General features: G+C 62.0%; 9 protein-coding genes and 1 tRNA gene. 2 read left to right on the plus strand and 8 right to left on the minus strand.

The genetic code is table 11. The features are described from left to right. Positions 1-24: 24 nt before the first annotated feature. The 8 genes from NQ519_RS00730 to NQ519_RS00765 form a co-directional block, all read right to left on the minus strand. Positions 25-1,914 carry a RagB/SusD family nutrient uptake outer membrane protein gene (locus NQ519_RS00730; protein ID WP_019149983.1) on the minus strand — a complete coding sequence of 630 codons (1,890 nt, stop codon included), beginning with the start codon at positions 1,912-1,914 and terminating at the stop codon, positions 25-27. Between the two features lie 28 nt (positions 1,915-1,942). Further along, positions 1,943-5,179, minus strand: a complete 3,237-nt coding sequence (locus NQ519_RS00735) for a SusC/RagA family TonB-linked outer membrane protein (protein ID WP_019149982.1) — start codon at positions 5,177-5,179, stop codon at positions 1,943-1,945. Positions 5,180-5,644: 465 nt separating this feature from the next. Further along, positions 5,645-6,874, minus strand: a complete 1,230-nt coding sequence (locus tag NQ519_RS00740; RefSeq protein WP_026076362.1) for a glycoside hydrolase family 88/105 protein — start codon at positions 6,872-6,874, stop codon at positions 5,645-5,647. After that, entirely contained in the window at positions 6,871-11,244 is a 4,374-nt protein-coding gene (locus NQ519_RS00745; protein ID WP_147513150.1) for a two-component regulator propeller domain-containing protein, read from the minus strand. The genes NQ519_RS00740 and NQ519_RS00745 overlap by 4 nt, the downstream gene beginning before the upstream one ends. Before the next feature lie 54 nt (positions 11,245-11,298). Beyond that, positions 11,299-12,921, minus strand: coding sequence for a pectinesterase family protein (locus tag NQ519_RS00750; RefSeq protein WP_019149979.1), 1,623 nt, complete (start codon positions 12,919-12,921; stop codon positions 11,299-11,301). Positions 12,922-12,945: 24 nt separating this feature from the next. Next, positions 12,946-14,802: a hypothetical protein gene (locus tag NQ519_RS00755; protein ID WP_019149978.1), complete on the minus strand. Its 1,857-nt coding sequence runs from the start codon at positions 14,800-14,802 to the stop codon at positions 12,946-12,948. An 8-nt stretch (positions 14,803-14,810) separates the two neighbouring features. Then, positions 14,811-16,490, minus strand: a complete 1,680-nt coding sequence (locus NQ519_RS00760) for a glycoside hydrolase family 28 protein (protein WP_019149977.1) — start codon at positions 16,488-16,490, stop codon at positions 14,811-14,813. Between the two features lie 118 nt (positions 16,491-16,608). After that, the gene (locus NQ519_RS00765; RefSeq protein WP_026076361.1) at positions 16,609-17,784 is read right to left on the minus strand and encodes a DUF4861 family protein; all 1,176 of its coding nucleotides are present in this window, start codon (positions 17,782-17,784) and stop codon (positions 16,609-16,611) included. Between the two features lie 197 nt (positions 17,785-17,981). Between NQ519_RS00765 and NQ519_RS00770 the strand changes: the two genes are divergently transcribed. Together NQ519_RS00770 and NQ519_RS00775 are read left to right on the plus strand one after the other, a co-directional pair. After that, positions 17,982-18,073, plus strand: a tRNA-Ser gene (locus NQ519_RS00770). A 51-nt stretch (positions 18,074-18,124) separates the two neighbouring features. Next, complete coding sequence (locus NQ519_RS00775) at positions 18,125-18,688, plus strand: hypothetical protein (RefSeq protein WP_019149975.1); 564 nt, start codon at positions 18,125-18,127, stop codon at positions 18,686-18,688. The last annotated feature ends 15 nt before the right edge of the window (positions 18,689-18,703 follow it).

An 18,703-nucleotide genomic window follows, 5' to 3' on the forward strand; every position in this document is an offset into this window, starting at 1 on the left:
CTTGTTTTTCCTTTTTTCAGATCGCTATCGCACCGGATAACCGTAGTCGTTGGCCAGCAGGCTGTTGGTGGTGATCGACTGCTTGAAGATCGGCCAGAACATGTGCACGTCGGGATCGTACTGGTAGATCATGTCGATACGCCCCGTGGAGGTCGTGCCGCTCTTGATATACTCCTCTTCGAGCGTGCCGTCGGTCTTCTTCGACGTGTAGAGCGTCCAGCCCTCGCCGTCGGGTTCGCCCGCCTCGCCGAAGTCGAGGCCGTGGAGCTGGATCGTCTCGCCGTCGGCGTCGTATTTGTAGTAGACCTTCGTGCCGACAAGGCTGAAATCGTAGGTCTTGTCCGTCAGCTCCGACGTGTAGGTCGTGTGGTCGAGCATGGCCTTCATCTTGCCCTTCACGTCGTCGAGCGACTCTTTCAGCAGTCCCCAGCGGATCAGGTCCTGCTTGCGGATCTGCTCGCAGCTGAATTCGAGCATGCGCTCCCTGTATATAGCCTTGAACATGGCGTCCTTCGACCCGATGTCCTTAAGGTATTCATCTACCGCATCGTTGGACTTGAAGGCGCGGAAGCGGACCTTGCGCAGCTGCTCTTTGGCATAGGGCAGGTCGTTGAGCTCGTTGGCGGCCTCGGCGGCCATCAGCAGCACGTCGGCATAACGCATCAGAATCGGCTTGATGCCGCAGTCGTTGCCCGAAATCACGTCGTTCATCCACTCGTAGCGGTACTTGCCGCAATACCATTTCTGCACGTTCTCCAACTCCTGCTTGCCGCCGTTCCAGCGATAGGGAATGCAGGTGACATCGCGGCGGCGGTCGGCCTTGTCATACTCGTAGAAGAGCGTGGGAACCGGCCCGATGGTGCCGCCGGCGCCGGCCTTGCCGCAGTACTTGTCGGCCGTGGCGTGCCGGATGGCGTAGTTGTTCATCCACTGGCCGCGGTTGTCGGCGAAGGGAATCACGAAGAGGGTTTCGCCCCCGGCCGATACCTGGCGCTTCATCATGTCGCGCCAGATCTCCTCGAACGAGCCTTCCAGCTTCACGCAGACGTTCTCCTTGGCGATCACCGCCTTGCAGGCATCGAGAGCCTTGGTGTAGAGGATGTTGTCGCCCCACTCCTGCCCTGCTTCGACCAGCTTGCTGCGACGGTTCGAGCCGATGTCGCCCGTCCCGATCCGCCCCTCGTCGGGACGCTGCGCATAGCCGGCGGCCGAAAGGCACACACGGGCCAGCAGACCGTAGGCGAAGGCTTTGTTGACGCGGGTCACGGTGCCCGTGCGGACACCCTCGCCGGGCCAGTCAACATAATCGACGGCCTCTTCGAGATCGGCGATGATCTGCTTGTAGATTTCGTCGCGGTCGCTCCGGGGCTTGTTCACGTCGCCCGTCTCGCCGATGGGCTGGAAGCGCATGGGAACGTCGCCCCAAGCCTTGATCAGGTCGAAATAGAAGAATGCGCGCAGCACGAGCGACTCGCCCAGCAGGTAGCGCATCCCGGCGTCGGTCTCGACGCTGCCGTACTTGCGGAGCCCCGCAATGGCGAGGTTGGCGTTCTCGATGGCCGTGTACATCAGCGCGAACTGGCCGCTGCTCTCGTTGAGCTGGCTGCCCGCGTCGTCGTAGGTGGGGTTATAGGTGTAGATCAGCGTCTTGGTGTCGGTGGGTTTGTCGGGCGACGCCGAAACGTACCACTCCGAATCCGTATTGGCGCCGTAGTAGACCAGCCAGCGGTTGCGGTAGGACTTGTCCACACCGAACTGGCGGTAGATGTTCATGACGGCCGCCTCGGCATAGGTCTCGTTCGAGAACATGGTCTCCGAATCGGACGACGACGAGGAACGGGTCTCCAGCAGCTCTTCGCCGCACGAAACGGCCATGAGGCCGGCGCAGGCAAGGATATAGATTGACTTTTTCATCGTTGAGTTGTTTTCTGTCGGTTAGAGGTTAGAAGCTGATGTTCGCACCGAACACCCACGAACGGCTCTTCGGATAGGCCGAGTAATCGACGTTGGGGGTCATGGGCGTCGCGCGGCGCGTATCGACCTCGGGGTCGAAACCGCTGTAAGGCGTCCAGCAGAAGAGGTTGGTGCCGGTGGCGTAGAAACGCACCTTGCTGAGACGGACCTTGCGCGTCCAGCTCGAAGGCAGCGTATAGCCGATCGTCAGCGACGAGAGGCGCAGGAACGAAGCGTCCTCCAACAGCCAGCTGTGCACGACCGTCTGGGGCATGTAGGGCGACCACATGGTCGTCGTGCGGTTGGCGGCGGCCAGCGCCTCGGGATCGGTGATCACGTCGCCCGTCGTCCAGTCGATATTGGTCCAGCGCTTGCCCAGGGCCATCACCTCCGAGAGGTTGCGGATCACGCCCTTGCCGGTGTATTTCTGCGAGGAGGTGAACTCCACGTTGTTGGCGTTGAAGACCTTGTTGCCGTAGGAATAGGTGAAGTTGGCGGCGATGTCGAACCCGTAGACATAGCCCGAGAGCGAGAAACCGCCCGTAAATTTGGGCTGCACGTTGCCGATCCTGCCCTGAATCGGATTGCCGTCGGCGTCGCAGAGCAGCTTGAGCGATCCCGGACGCATGTCGCCGACCACGCCGGCGCAGTTCGAGCCGTCGAGCGTCTTCCATTTGCCCGTCTCGGCGTAGTAGTCCAGATCGAAATCCCCGACCTCGTAGCGTCCCAGCGTCGTGTAGCCGTGGACATCGCCGATGGCGCCGCCCAGCACGGCGTAGTAGTCCGTGACGTTGTTGTTCCAGCCCGACGACTGCGAATAGGTGTCCAGCCCGGCCAGATCCATGATGCGGCTGCGGTTGAAGGCGATGTTGGCATTGAAGTTCAGCCCGTATTTGGCCTTCTCGAGGAGCACGGCCGAAACCGAAACCTCCAGACCGCGGTTGCGGATCGTACCGGCATTGCGGTACTGGAAGCTGTAACCCGAACCGGAGACGGGATAGCGCATGAGAATATCCTCGGTGGTGTTCTGGTAGACCTCAACCGATCCCGAGAGGCGGTTGCGCCAGAAGCCGAAATCGAGGCCCAGGTTATGCGAATAGGTGGTCTCCCACGTCAGGTTGGCATTGGCCATGAAACTCTCGCTGGCACCGTTGCCGTTGGGCGTCCAGTAGGTCGGATCGCCGTAGATGAAGCTGCTGCCCGTGCCGACCTCGTAGAGCTGCGTCAGGCCGCCCATGCCGGTCGGGATGTTGTTGTTGCCCGCGGTACCGAAGCTGTAACGCAGCTTGAGGTTGTCGAGCCACCGGAGGTCTTTCATCCCCCACTCGTCCGAAAGGCGCCACGAAGCGGCCACCGAGGGGAAGTAACCCCATTTCTGACCCTTGGAGAACTTCGACGAACCGTCGCCGCGCATCGTGGCCGAAAGCATGTACTTGCCCTTGAAATCGTAGTTGATGCGTCCGAAATAGGAGAGCAGGATGTCGTCGGCCGCATAGTTCATGTTCGAAGAGCTGGCGTTGGAGCCCGCACCCATGAAGGCCCACGCCTGCTCGGCGGTGTAGAAGTCGGGCAGACCATCGACCCACGTGTTGAACGTCCGCTGCTCGGTGATGATGTACTCCTGGCCCAGCAGCACGTTGAGATGGTGGTTGTCGTTCGAGATCAGCTTCCGGAAGTCGTAGCTCAGCGTATTGGTGTTGCGCACGCGGCGGCGCGTCACGTCGTTGTAGTTCGTGGACGGGGTTCCCGGAACGGTCGAACCCGAACCGCCGACCTTCGAATAGTAGGTGGTGACGCCGTAGAAGGAGTTGGTCTCCTGACGGTACTCCTCCATGCCGGCCTCGACTTTCAGGCTGAGGTCATCGACGATCTCCCACGTGAAACCGCCGTTGGCGGTCCAGTTGGTGCGCTCGCGCTTGCGATCCGAGTCCGAAACGGCGACCGTCGGCATCACGGCGTCCGAGGAGTTCTCCTCCAAATCGTCGCCGCCCTCGATCTGGGCCTTCAGCGGAATGGGCGTGTAGAGCATGGCGTTTTTCAGACGGCCCGTGCTCTGGGTGCCCGAGTCGTTGAGCGAGTTGGCGCCCGCACCGCGCACTTTCATACGCGAATAGCGGATGTTGAAATCGAGCGTGACGCGCTTGTTGGGCTTGAACTGCGTCTTCAGGCCGAGGTTGTCGCGGCTGTAATTCGAACCGACCATGATCGCCTTGTCATAGAGACGCGCATAGGTGGCGTTCCACTTGAACTTGTCGCCGCCGCCCGAAACCGTGAGGTTGTGGTTGAACTGCTCGCCCGTGCGGCCGAAGAGCTGGTCCATCCAGTCGTTGCCCTTCACGTTGTCGTAGAGGTCGATGTCGGAAAACGCCCCGAAATAGGGCTCGTAGTTGTCCGCCACCTTGTTCTGGATGGCGGCCAGTTCGTACTGCCATTTGGCGAACTCCGAGGGATTGAGCGCCTGCACCTGGTTCTTGCGGGCGATGTCCTTGAAACCCCAGTATACATTGTAATTGACGTTGACCTTGCCTTTCTCGCCGCTCTTGGTGGTAATGAGCACGACGCCGTTGGCACCGCGCGAACCGTAGATGGCCGTCGAGAAGGCGTCTTTCAGAATGTCGATCGACTGGATCTCCGACGAGGAAATGTCGCTGATGCTCTCCACCGGGAAGCCATCGACGATGTAGAGCGGCGCTCCGTCGGACGAGAACGTGCCCGCACCGCGGACGCGGATGCGGATCTCAGCGTCGGGATCGCCCTCCGTGGCGGTGATCTGCACGCCGGCCATGCGTCCCGTCATCGCCTCGGCCACCGAGGCCACGGGCATCTGCTGGAGCGTCTCGGCGTTGACCGAAGCGACCGATCCGACCACGTCGCGGCGCTTCACGGTGGCATAGCCCACGACCACCACGTCGTCCAAGGCCGTCGATTCGTCTTCGAGCGTCACGTCGATCTGCGTCTTGCTGCCGATGGCGATGCGCTGCGTCTTCATGCCGATATAGGAGATCACCAGCGTCTTCTTCGAGGCGTCGGGCACATTGAGCGACCACTGGCCATCGACACCCGAGCTCGCTCCCAGAGTCGAACCCTCGACGATCACCGAAGCTCCGACAACCGGTTTGCCCGCCGAATCCTTGACGGTTCCTCCGATTTTCTGGGCCACGGCCGCGGAAGCCAGACCCACTCCCAGCAGGAACGTCAGGGCGAACTTTAGAGTAAAGCTTTTCATATAAAAGGTTTTGGTTAATAATTAGGTTTCGTCTTCCGTAAAAAGGGACATTTCCCTATACAAAAGTAAATTGCCCCGAAGGATTCGATTGGTAATTTTTATCACTTCTCATGGATAATTTGTCAACCCCTGCCGAACGGCCCTCCGAAGTCGCGGAAAAGGGAAAACGGGGCAAAAAATCCTCCCGACAAGGAGGATTTTTTCCGGAAGAAATTTTCAGAACGGCCCTGAATCCCGGCTTTCAGCCGGGCGCAGAACCGGATCGGAAACACATCAACAAACGGTCGCCTCTAAATCCCGGCTCTTAGCCGGGCGCAGAACCGGACCGGAAACGCATCAACGAACGGTCGCCCCTGAATCCCGGCTCTTAGCCGGGCGCAGAACCGGATCGGAAGCACATCAACGAACGGCCGCCTCTAAAACCCGGCTCTTAGCCGGGCGGCGCAGAACCGGATCGGAAACACATCAACGAACGGCCGCCCCTGAATCCCGGCTCTTAGCCGGGAGGGAGTATTCCAGAGATGCCCAGATGAAGGGCCCCACACCCTTGCAGTCGTTGTCAATCACCGGTTCGGAGATGTAATATTCGAACGTCCCGCTGCGCATCCCTTTGCCGCCCAGCCCGGCCACCGAGCAGCAATCGGTCAGCGAGATCGTACCGTCGGGATTCTCCTTCACGAAACGGTCCACGAATTTTTCATACAGCCGTCGCGCCTCGGCGCCCATCTCCGCAGGCAGGTAACCCAGCCGCACGCCTTTGAGCATGGCATAGACGAACATCGCCGAGGCGGTCGATTCGAGGTAGTTGCCTTCGCGGCCCGGCTGGTCGAGCACCTGATACCACATCCCGGTCGCGGGATCGGCATACTCGGGCAGCACCTCGCAGATATGGTTCAGTATGTCGATCATCGGGAGCGTCGTGTCGTTCACCCCGAGGTATTGCAGCGTCTCGACGATGGCCATGACGTACCACCCCATCGCCCGGCCCCAGGCGTGCGCGGACTGGCCCGTGGTCTTGTCGCACCAGAACATCTCGCGCGATACGTCGCAGGCGTGGCGGTAGAGCTTCGTCGCCGGATCAAAGGTATGCGCGGCCGCCGCGACGAACTGGTTCACGATGTCATCGACGGCCTTTTCGTATTCGGCTCCGGAGAGGTTCCTCGCGGCATATTCGGCATAGAACGGCTCGGCCATGTAAAGCCCGTCGAGCCACATCTGATGCGGATAGACCTCCTTGTGCCAGAATCCGCCGTCGTCGTTGCGGGGCTGCTCCCGCAGCTGCGCGAAGAGCGTGTCGAGCGCTGTTTTATAGCGCACGTCGCCCGTGCGGTCGTACAGCGCGAACAGCGCACGCCCCGGACAAACGTGGTCGAGATTGTATTTCGACTTCTTGTAGGTCAGCACGCTCCCGTCGGGCTGCACGATGGAGTCGTAATAGCGCAGCGCATAGTCGAAGAAATCGGGACGGTCGTACGCCTCGCCTGCGTCCATCATGGCCAGCAGTTCGAGTCCCGTGGTGTAGTTCCACTTGATTTTGCCGGCGGGGATACCGTCGAGCGTCATGGGCGAGGGGTTGCGGGCGATCTCGCTCTCGACCATGCGGACGGCGAGCGGCGTGGCGGAATCGTAGAGGTGTCCGCGCGAGGTGCAGGCGGCGGCCAGCACGCACAGGGCAGGTATCAGCAATCGTTTCATGCGGTTTTGGTCTCTTGGTTTTCTTTCAGGTTATGGGTTTTGAGGTATTCGGCGGGCGACATGTGGTACTGCTCGCGGAAACAGCGGCTGAAATAGCCCGGATCGGAGAAACCCACCTTGTAGGCCACCTCCGACACGGAGAACTGCCCCGTGCGCAGCAAAAGTTTCGACTTGGTGATGCGGTACTCCTTGATGAGCTCGACGGGCGATTTTCCGGTGAGGCTCTTGAGCTTGTTGTACATCGTCGTGCGGCCCAGCCCGAGGTGCGAGGCCAGCTGGTCGATCGTGAGCTCCGAATTCTCGACGTTCTCGCCCAGCCATGCCATCACGTTCTTCATAAACTCCTCGTCGCGGTCCGTGACGACGACATCTTCGACGACCAGCTCCGCGATCTTGTTGCGCGCCGACTGCGACGAGAACTTCTCGAAGAGCTTGCGCCGCTGGGTCAGCAGATTGTCGATGCGGGCCAGCAGCAGTTCGATGCTGAACGGCTTGGTGATGTAGCCGTCGGCGCCGAACTCCATAGCCTTCACCCGGTCGTCGGGCGAATGGCGGGCCGTGAGCATCACGATCGGGATGTGGCTCATCGTGAAGTCGTGGCGCACCTTGTCGATCAGTTCGATGCCGTCCATGCGGGGCATCATCAGGTCGGTGACGACGATGTCGGGCATCTCGCTGCGGATCTTTTCGAGCGCCTCGACCCCGTCGTCGGCCTCGACGACATGGTAGGTGTCAATCAGACTGTTGTACATGAAGATGCGCAGTTCGCGGTTGTCCTCCACGAGCAGAATCTTCTGGGCATCCTTCGGCGGCTGCACGTCGTTGCGGCGCTGGCTGTCGGCGGGCGTGAAGTCGCTGACCATATAGTCGTTGCGGCGGTCGCCCGTCCCGGCTCCCGAGAAGTCGATCTGCTCCATGCCGAAATGGGCGTTGCCGAGGCAGAGCTTCACGGTGAAGGCGGAGCCCTCGCCCGGACGGCTCTCGACCGAGATTTCACCGTGGTGCAGGGCCACGATGTCGCGGCACAGCGAAAGCCCGATGCCCGACCCCTTCATGTTGCTGTCCACGGCGCGCGAAGCCTGCGCGAAGCGTTCGAAGATCATCCCCTGCTTGTCTTTCGGGATACCGATGCCCGTGTCGCGGACCGTGAGCAGCACACACTCCTCCTCTTCGCGCAGCGAAAGTATCGCTTCGATCCGTCCGCCGTTGGGCGTGAATTTCAGAGCGTTGGACAACAGATTATAGACCACGCTCTCCATGCGCTCGATATCGACCCACACCAGCACGGAACGGCGCGAGACGGTGAACAGCAGTTCGATCCGGCGCTCGGCGGCCAGTTCGCGGAAATCGTCGATGGCATCCTCGACCAGCGGCACGAGGTCCACGCGCGAGATTTTCAGCTCCATCTTGTCCTTGACGATCTTGCGGAAATCGAGCAGTTGGTTGATGAGCGTCAGCATGCGCTTGGCGTTGCGGTGGGCCAGCGTGAGGCTGCTCTCGCCGCGGGGCGAAAGCTCGTCGTGTTTCCGTGCATCCTCGATGCCGCCCAGAATGAGCGTCAGCGGCGTGCGCAGTTCATGGGAGATGTTGGTGAAGAAGCGCAGCTTCAAGTCGGTCATGTTCTGCTCGACGCTCGCCTCGCGGCGGATGCGGATGACCGAACCGGCGATGCGGAATGCCACGGCGGCGACGGCCAACGCCAGCAGCACGTAGAGCGTCTTGGCCCACCAGGTGAGCCAAGGGGGGGGGAGCACCTCGACCCCGATCGTGATCCCCTCGCCGGCCGCATCGGCATTGCCGACGAAAGCCTTGACGTGGAGCGTGTAACGGCCGATCGGGACGTTGGAATAGGTCGCCCGGTTTGTGTTTCCCGAGATATTCCAGTCCTGGTCGTAGCCCTCCAGCTTGTACATATAGCCCACGATGTGCTGAATGGCGAAATTCAGCGAGGCGAACTCCATGCGGAAATTCGAGAAATTGTAGGGCAGAACGATGCGGTCGGCCTCGGTCACCGACTCCGCAAGCGGCGAGCGGCGTCCCGCGGCGACGGGTTTGTTGCGCACGTCGAGCCCCGTGAAACGCAGCTCGTAGTCGATTTTCGCGGCGCGAACCTCGTCGGGATCGAAGCGGTAGAGGTGGCGGCCGCTGCCGAAGAGCACGTCGCCCTGCGGTGCGGTGAGCGCCGTGGCCTCGCTGAAAACCGCGTTGCGCATGTTGTCGTAGAGGTAGTAGTTCGAGAAAATCCCGCGCCGCGGATCGAAGCGCGACACGGCGTTGTGGGTCGAGACCCACAGGTCGCCCTGCCGGTCCTCGGTCAGGGCCATGCAGATGTTGCCGGCCAGGCCGGCCGTCTTGTCGTAACAGCGGAAGCGGGGCATCCCCTCGCCGTCATAGCCCGAAATCAGGTTCAGCCCGCCGCCGAAGGTCGCCAGCCAAATGCGCCCCTCCGAATCGCGGAGCATCTGGATGATGTCGTTGTTGCCCAGCGACTCCACATCGCCCGGAATCTTCTGCACCAGCCGGAAGCGCATCAGCTTGGCGCTGGCTCCCGGATCGAAGACCAGCAGTCCATCGACCGTGGCGGCGAACATCCGGTCGGGACGGTCGTAAAGCAGCCACCGCACGCGCCCCGCCTCGTCCAGCGGATAGTGCGTCATCAGGTTGCCGGCGTGGACGAAGCAATGCCCGGCAGGGTCTTCCAACAGGTTGATGCCTCCGCCGTAGGTCGCCACCCAGATACGGCCCGCGCCGTCCTCCTCGACGCAGTAGACCTGATCGTCGCTGAGCGACCAGACATCCGTGTCGGAGTGGGTGAAATGCGTCACCTCGAAGCCGCCGTCCCCGGGCGTCATGCGGTAGAGCCCCTCGCCCTTGGTGCCGACCCAGATGTTGCCCGAGGAGTCCTCCTTCAGGGCGTAGATCATGCCCGTACCCCGGCGGCCCTGCGCAGGCAGCGTGTAGACGGGTTTGTTCGCGGCGTCGAAAGCGATCAGCTCGCCGTCGCGCGTGCCGACCCACATCCGGCCCCGGCTGTCGGTCATCAGCGCGCGGATCTCGCCCGAAAGCGGATTCGGGGATTTCGAGTCGAGGGTGAAGACCTCGGCGGGCTGGCGCAGGATCACCGCCTTGCGCAGCCCGCGTTCGTGGTAAGTCGAGAGCCACAGCACGTCGTCGTGCACGTCGAAGCGTACGACGGCGTTGGTCATCTGGCAGTTGGGCTGCCGGGGATCGTTGTAGAAGGGTTCGACCTCGTCGCGCTCGCGGTCGTAGTAGCCGAATCCCCAGTTGTTCATCTTGATCCACAGCAGTCCGCCGCCCTCGGCGATCTTGGTCAGGGTGTCGATGTTGTAGGAAACGGTGTAGGGCTGCTGTTCGAAATGCTTGTAGTCGTCCGTCGCGGGGTTGTAGCGCGTGATTCCCGTCTCGGCGGAGGTCACCCACACGATGCCGTGCGAGTCGGCGGCGAGATCGCGGATGCGGCGCGGACGGGCGCCTTTGGGATTCAGCCGCGCCAGCCGGTCGCCCGACACGCGGTAGAGCTCCCCCGAACGGCTGCCGGCATAGACCGTCCGGCGCACCGAATCGGCGACGATGGCCGTGAGCGGAGCGCCGCCGCCCGGCAGACGGGTGAGCGTGCCGTCCCTGCGCCCGGTGCGGACCACCTCGTCCGCCGTGGCGCAGTAGACGTATTCGGCATCGGCCGTGAAAGAGAAGGCCGGAGAGGCCGTTTCGCAAAGCGTGCGGGCCGTCCGCTCCCCCGCATCGACGCGGTTCAGCCGGCCGTCGGCAGCGGCGATCCACGCATCGCCCCCGTCATCGACATACATCGCCGTCACGTCGCCGCCCAGCGCCGGGGCGTCGAAAAAGGCGTCGATACGCACGGGCGAGGCGTCGTCGGCGTCGCTGAAACGCGCCACGCCCAACCCGGCGATGGCCACCCACGTATTGCCGCGGCCGTCGTGCAGGCAGTGCGTCATGCGGTAGTGCTGCGAATCGACGCCCCCGACGAGCGACACCACGTCCTCGAACTGCTCGGTATAACGGTTCAGGCGGTAGACGTGGAAATTATAGGTCGTGAACCAGAGATGTCCGTTCGAATCCTCGCTCACGGAGATGAAGCGGTGGTGCGACAGAGGCGAGAAATCGCCCGGCGTGGTGCTGAAATTCTTGAATGTGTATCCGTCGAAGCGGCTGACGCCGTACCACGTGCAGACCCACACGAAGCCGCGCGAATCGGTGTAGATGTCGGCGATACGGTCGTGCGTCATTCCGTCCAGCGTGGAATAGGTCTGGAAAAGGCATTGCGGAGGCGTCGCCCGGGCGAACGGGACGGCGGCGGTCAGCAAAAGGGTCAGCAATAGTCGTTTCATGGTCATTCAGCGAATCCGGTCTTTCACAATATACGAAAAAAATCGGATTCCAAACTATTTTTCAAAGGCTGCAAGCACCTGCCGGGCCTCTTTTTCGGTGAGCTGCCGCGACCATCCGACGCGGCTGCGGGGTGCGGCGCCGGGACCCTCGGAAGCATATTCGGCATAAAAGACCGTTTTCCGCGCATGCGGTTTCGACCAGTCGTGCCACCCTTCGGGCAGGATATGCGCACCCATTTCGCAGCCGATGAAGACCGTCTGCGCATGATCGCGCCACGGACGCCCCAGCCAGCAGCGCGTGACGCCCCCGGCGGCGGTCAGGCGGCACCCCTCGAAGATCAGCCCGCAAGCCTGTCCCCGGCAGGTCGAGGCCGCCGTGATGTAGGAATCGGCTTTCGAACGGATTTCGCAGCGGCGGAACAACGCCGCAGCCGAGCCGAAGATGAAATCGGTCGTCCCCTCGACGTAGCAGTCGTCGAAACGGATGCGGGCATTCTCCGCAACGCTCTCCCCGTCGCGGTTACCGACGCCGTAGAGGTAGAGCGTGTCCTGATTGCCCAGGAAACGGCAGCCGATGAAGTGCAGACCGGTGCCGAGGCACTGCACGGCGACCGCCTGCCCCACTCTTCCGGCAGTGTTTTCGAACGCAATGTTCCGCACCGTCCAGCCGTCGCCGCCGAAATAGACGGTCGAGGAGCCCGAAGTGCCCAGCGGCCGCCCGGTGGGTCCGGTCTTCGCGGCGTAATCGTCCCATGTGAGTTTCACCTCGCCTCGGCCCTCCAGCATGACATTGCGCTTGGTGGCGGGGACGACGATCTTCTCGCGGTAAGTGCCTTCGCAGACCAGAATGCGGGTCGTGTCGCGGCAAAAGTCGGGAACGGCGGCCACGGCCTCCGCCAGCGAGAGAAAATCCCCCGAGCCGTCCTGCGCCACCACGAAATCGGAGGGTTTCAGCCGACGGCCCAGTTCGGGAATCAGTTCCGGAAGCTGTGCGGCGATCATCCGCGCCACGGCGCGGGCGCCGCGGGCGTTGAAATGGGTGTCGTCCTGCCGCCCGTCGGGCCAGCGGGGATTGGTTCCCGGCGCAACCCACATATAGCAGGCTTTCGACGCTTCGTCCCCGAGCTGCGACACCCATTCGCGGGTCAGCCGCTCGGCGTCGATCAGAACTGCATCGGCTTCGGCGGCCACACGCCGCACGACGGCGGCATAGGGCGCATGGGTGTCGTCCGGCACGCCGTCGGTGAAGCGGCGGCGCACGACGGGCGCCAGCAGAACCGGCACGGCTCCCCTCGCGCGCGTCTCGTCCGCATAGCGGCGCAGGTTCGCGGCATACTGTTCCGGAGAGGCGTAGCGAGTCGAATCGGCCTGTTTCTGGTCGTTGTGCCCGAACTGGATGAAAACGTAGTCGCCCGGCCGCAATTCGTCGCAAACGCGCTGCCACCGCCCCTCATCGCGGAACGACTTGGTGGAACGGCCGTTGACCGCATGGTTGCGGATCGTGACCGAGCCGTCGAACAAGGGCTGGAACAACTGTCCCCACCCCCGCTCGGGATTCTGTTTCGAGAGCTCCTTCGTGGCGCAGGTCGAATCGCCGATCAGGTGGATGCGCAGGTTCCCTCCGCAGGCGGCAAACGCAAGCAACAGACAGATCGTCAGCAGAAAAGCACGTTTCATCTCAGGTTGCGATTCAGGCGGTTTCTATTCCAAGGCGGTATAGCTGCCGCCGACGGTCTGCGCGGCGGAAATCTCCCGGACGAGGAAATGGAAATAGACCTCGATATTGGGATAGATGCCCTGCGGATCGAGCGTCTTGGCGTCGGCGTCGGAGGCGTCGTTCGGGTCGAGCCCCAGCAGCGTTTCGTAATAGTCGGGGATGCCGTCGCCATCGCTGTCGGTCGCAGCGCGCCGCTTCTCCTCGTCGGTGGCCGTGAGTTCGGGCCAGCCGCTGACCGCCGACTGCGAGTCGATAATGCCGCCCGTCGAACCGTTGCCGCCGTCGGGGAAGGTGGCCGTGCCGCTGCGGGCATCGGTCTCGGCGCGCTTGTCCACGGCATCGCGGCTGAGCGAAGCTCCGGCATATTTCAGCACGACATCGAAAGCATCGGCGGCGCTGTGGGTCGTGGTGTGGCAGACCTGCGTATCGTCGAACCTGACCGGAAGCAGATTCGCCTGCCGCATGGTCGAAGCATTGCCCACGCCGCTTCCGTCATGCAGATAGATTCCGTCCCAATTGTCGGCATTGATGGCCGAAGCATACGCCCCCGCGTGATAGTTGCCCAGAACGTAGAGCCGGGGATAATCGTACTGCGTATCCGTGGTGGCATAAAGCGAGTTGGCATCGAGGAAATAGTTGCGCTGCTTCGAAGCCGGGCCGGGCTTGTAATAGTTGTTCACGATATTGAACCAACCGCCCTCGCCGCCATAGGTCGAATTATCGTTCCAGTTGTAAATCACGTTGTTGCGGTAATCCACATTTCCGCGGTGAGTCGAAAGATAGCTGTCGTAAATCTCGGGATGGTCGATGCGGGCGTTGCGGCTCTTGTTGTGAGCCAGCAGGTTATGATGGAACGAGGCATTTTTGCCGCCCCAGATGCCGCCATAGCCGTGGCTGCCCTTGGGATGCCCCGAATTGTTGAGACTCTCGGAAAGCAGGCACCACTGCATCGTGAAATTACGGTTGGCGTAGAACGACGCGCATTCGTCCATCGACCACGACATCGAACAATGGTCGAGGATGATATTCTCGTGGTAACGCCCCCAGATACAGTCCTCCTGCGGTTTGGCGGCATCCTTGGTCGTATCGCCCAAACGGAAACGGACATAGCGGATAATCACGTTGTCGGCATCGACGCGCACGGTGTAGTCGCGCAGGCAGACGCCGTCGCCCGGGGCGGTCTGGCCGGCGATGGTCAGGTCTCCGTTTTGAATGCGCAGATCGCTCAGCAATTCGATCGTTCCCGCCACGTCGAAGACGACGATGCGTTTGCCCGAAGCCTCGACGGCCTCGCGCAGCGACCCGGCGCCCGAATCATTGAGATTGGTGACGTGCCAGACCTTGCCGCCGCGGCCGCCCGTCGTGTACATGCCGCCGCCCTCGGCGCCCGGGAAGGCGCGGAGTACCCCGTCGTTCTCGTTGGCCAGGGGAAGCCCCAGCTCCGTATCCGGATCGACGGGCGAACCGCCGTCCGAAAAGACGACCTCGTCGCAGAAGGCGGAATCCTGCCATTCGGCCGAACCGAGCGGCGCCACGGCGCGCACCCGGAAACGGTAGGTCACCCCCTGCTCCAGTTCGAAGCGCTGGGAGGTGAGGCTCGTCGTGGCCGATTTGACAGGCGCGGCGGCATCGCCGGCATAGAGTTCGAAAGCGAAGCGCACGGCTTCGACCTGTGCGGAGATCGACCAGCGCACGATGGCCGTCCGGCCGGAGACCGAATACGTAACATCGGGAACGGGCAGGGTTTTCCGTTCGGGGTCCGCCTCGGCGGAATCGCCGCCGCATCCGGCAGCAAACGCCAGAAAAGCGGGCAGCATATATAAAAACAGATTGCGTATCATGGGATCAGCTATTTGATAACGACATAACGGGCCGCGCTTCCGGAAAGGTCCGCATTTTCCCCGGTGATCTGTGCCGAGGCGACGGCGATGCCGCGGTTGCGGCTGCCCGTCACGACCAGGGCACGCTCCATACCCTCGGAGGTCACGAAACCTTCGGCACGGAGGTTCTTGACGTTGTTGAGCATCAGCGCAGGCCCCCGCTCGGGGATGATCTGCACGTTGCGCAGCACAACGTCCGAAGATTCGTTGATCCGGGCCCCGGTTTCGGCATAAATAAAGGTATTCTCGACGGTCACGTGCTCGACGTTCATCTCCGGCAGGCCGTTGAAATACATCGCGCGGCGGGCTCCGCGGCACCGGACATCGCGGATACGGATGTTGCGGAACGCAGGCGTGGTCTCGTCAACAGCCTTGGGCGCCAGGTCGGTGGGCTCGGCCTCCGGCCCCTCGGCAAGCGCCTCGGAGGCCGATTTGCCGCCGTAGAAAAGGTCGAACAGCAGCGGTTCCTGCAAGATGTCGTTCATGGAAATATCCTCGATCCAGATGCGCTCCACCACCCCGCCGCGGCCGCGCGTGGACTTGAAGCGCAGCCCCACGTCGGTACCCGAAAAGACGCAGTTCGAAACCCGGACGTTGCGCACGCCGCCCGACATCTCGCTGCCGACGACGAAGCCGCCGTGGCCGTGAAAGACGATGCAGTTATCGACGAGGATGTTCTCGCACGGAATGCCCCGGTCGCGGCCCGCCTTGTCCTTGCCGCTCTTGATGCAGATGCCGTCGTCGCCCACGTCGAAGCGCGAACCGGTCAGCACGACGTTGCGGCACGACTCGATGTCGATGCCGTCGCTGTTCTGCGCGTAGTCGGGACAGCGGACCGTAATATCGTTGACGATCAGATTGGTGCACATCGCCGGATGGATGTTCCAGCAGGGGGAGTTCTGGAAAGTGACGCCCTCCAGCAGGACGTTTTCGCAGTTGTGGATGGCAACCAGGACCGGACGCAGGAAATCGCGCATGCGTTCGAAATCGGCGCGCGTCGCGGCCCACGTCGAGACGTTCTGGTCGGCTCCCGAGGTGGCCCCGAAGCGGTAACTTTCCGAGGGATACCACGTCTTTCCGTCGTCGGAAAGCACGCCGCCGCTCTGCACCAGCTCCTTCCACTGACGGGGATTGAGTTTGTCCCTCTTCACGGCACGCCACGCATCGCCGTTCCCGTCGATCACGCCGCAGCCCGTGACGGCTACGTTCCGGACGCCGCGGGCCGACAGCGGCGACTGGCAGCGCAGGGTGTTGAGCCCCTCGAAAGTGGTCTCGACCAGCGGATAGAGCGACTTGTCGTCGCTGAAAACGATCACGGCATTCTGCCCGACATGGAGTTCGATATTGTCTTTCAACACGATGGGCCCCGTGAGCCAGACGCCCTCGGGGACATCCACACGACCGCCTCCGAGGGCCGCAAGGGCGTCGATGGCATCAGCGAAGGCCGCCGTATTGAGCGCATGGCCGTCGCCCACGCCGCCGAAGTCGGCGATGCTGACCGTACGGTCGGGAATCGCAGGCCGCGGAACATGCGGCATTTCGAACGGCCGGTCGCCGAAGGAGGAATCCGGCTGCGGGGTGCGGGCCCGGCAATCCGCAGCCGTAGCCAGGATCGCCGCCGCACAGATCGTCACAAATTTCAGGTTCATAAAAAAGGCAGTTTTATCGTATACTTAAAATTTCCGGAATTTCAGGTATACAAAAGTAAACTGCCTCAGTCTATCGGACCGGGATTTTTTGACGCAAACGATGTACTTTTCTTCAAAACTACCGAATCCGCGAAACCACGGCCGCCGTGCGGGCCGCACGGACCGACTCCGCAAGCTCCTCGGCGCACTCCGCGTCGCTGCGGCCTTCGAGCCATTCGCTCTTGCGCCAGCGCGTGTCGAACACGTAGTCGATGTGTCCGCGGGCGTCGGGCACGAGCTGGAAAAGATAGCTGGTCTTGTCGTCGATCTGCGAAACCGCCTGCTCCTGCGGCACGGCGACAGCCAGCCCGACACGCTCTTTCTCCCATTTCAGGGTGTCGTTCTCGGGGTAATCCTGCCCGAAAGCGACGATGATGCCGTCCTGCCTGCAAACCCGGTTTTCGGCCATCTTCATCACGCCCGTCGTGAAAACGAGCCCCTCGGAATCGCCCTCGATGAGGTTCTCGACCTGCACGTCGCTGTGTCCGGCGTAGAGGATGTAGCGCGAAGTCATGTCGATCTCGCGGCCTCCGTATCTCCACCCTTCGACCCGCATCTCGACGATCGTGCGGACGGGGCCTTTGGCCAGTATCCGGGCCTCGCGGCGTCTGAAATCGGCGATGTGGACCATCTTCCTCTTCCCGGCGTCCCAGCCTTTGAGCGTCCCCACGCCCACCGAGCCGAAGACCCGCAGGTTGTCGTGCCCGTAACCGGCGGCCAGCTGCTCGTCCGAAGGATACCACATCGTCTCGGCCAGCTCCAGCCGGGGCCGTTTCTTGCCGTAGGTGTCGATGGTCTGCTTGTTGTCGAAGTAGATGCGGTAGGCGGCATACTCCGATTCGAAAGCCGGACCGTGGTGGTGGAGCTTGTGATACATATCGTTCTGCGTCGAGGAGAGCGTATCCGCCGCCCGCAGGCTCTTATCCGGATTTTTCAACCACATTTGGGCATGCACGCGGCTTTTGAACACCCGCTTGTCGGGCGCCGAGGAATAAACGACCCGGAAATCCCGCGCTCCGGAGATGTCGGCGACGAAGACCAGCTCGCCCAGCCGTTCGTCCAGCTGGGAGGGGATTTGCCGCGAGCCTTCGGACGACACGACGGCACTTCGGGCCCACCCGGGCACATCCCGGATCACGACCGGACATTCGGGCCGCGAACCCGCGACCGTCACGCGGTAACTGCATTTCAAAGTTCTGGCACTCAGGGTGCAGAGGGCGCCGAGAGCCAGTAAAAGGACGAAAATCCGTTTCATGCCATTTCTGTTTTTCAATGATTCGTTCGGGTCCGGCACAGCGGCACACCATAATTATATATACGCGGCGACAAGGGTTCGAAACGCACCCGAAGATTCATGCAAATATATAAATTTTGGCCGCAATTCTTTGTATTTCCCCAAAAAGATTCTATATTTGCACACCCTTTCGGAGTTAACAGCCGCAAGGCGTGACCGGAGAGGTGGGTGAGTGGCTGAAACCACCGGTTTGCTAAACCGACGTACGGGGTAACCCGTACCACGAGTTCGAATCTCGTCCTCTCCGCCAAGGAATCCTGCAAATAGATGTTTGCGGGATTTTCATTTTCAGACCGTCTTCATGGGCAACCGACTGTCGAATATCCTGCGTCTCTCCGCAATGGCGCTCCTGCTGGTGGCAGGAGTTTACGGTTATATCTGCTACGAGAAAACCCGGATCGTCTGGTGGCTGCCCGTCGCCGCAGCCGCCGGCGGAGCCGTGGTCACGATGCCCCTCCTCTCCCGGCTGTGGAGCCGGCTGACGGGCCTCGACGACCCGGGGATGAACCGGCTGTGCCACCTGCTCGGAATCGGAGCCGTCCTCTATTTCCTTTTCATGGGCGGCAACTGCCTGCTGGCGGACCCGGCGTCGGAATACGGCGAACAGATCACCGTCACGGAGAAAATCCGCAAAGTGCGTCATCAGCGCCACCGGATCGGCCACCGTTCGGTGCCGGGCCGGACTTACGAGGTCTTCTACCTGCGGATCGAGTTCGCCGACGGCATGCGCCGGAAGATACAGGTGCCGTCCTCGGTCTACAACTCCTGCCGGGAGAATCACTCCAAAACTGTCACCATGCGGCGCGGATTCTTCGGATTCCCCGTGATCGGGCGTTTCAGTCCCCCGGACAAGCCGCAGAATTAACCTCCCTGCCGGCAT

It is taken from the genome of Alistipes senegalensis JC50 (assembly GCF_025145645.1).
In the GTDB taxonomy this organism is placed as follows: Bacteria; Bacteroidota; Bacteroidia; order Bacteroidales; family Rikenellaceae; genus Alistipes; species Alistipes senegalensis.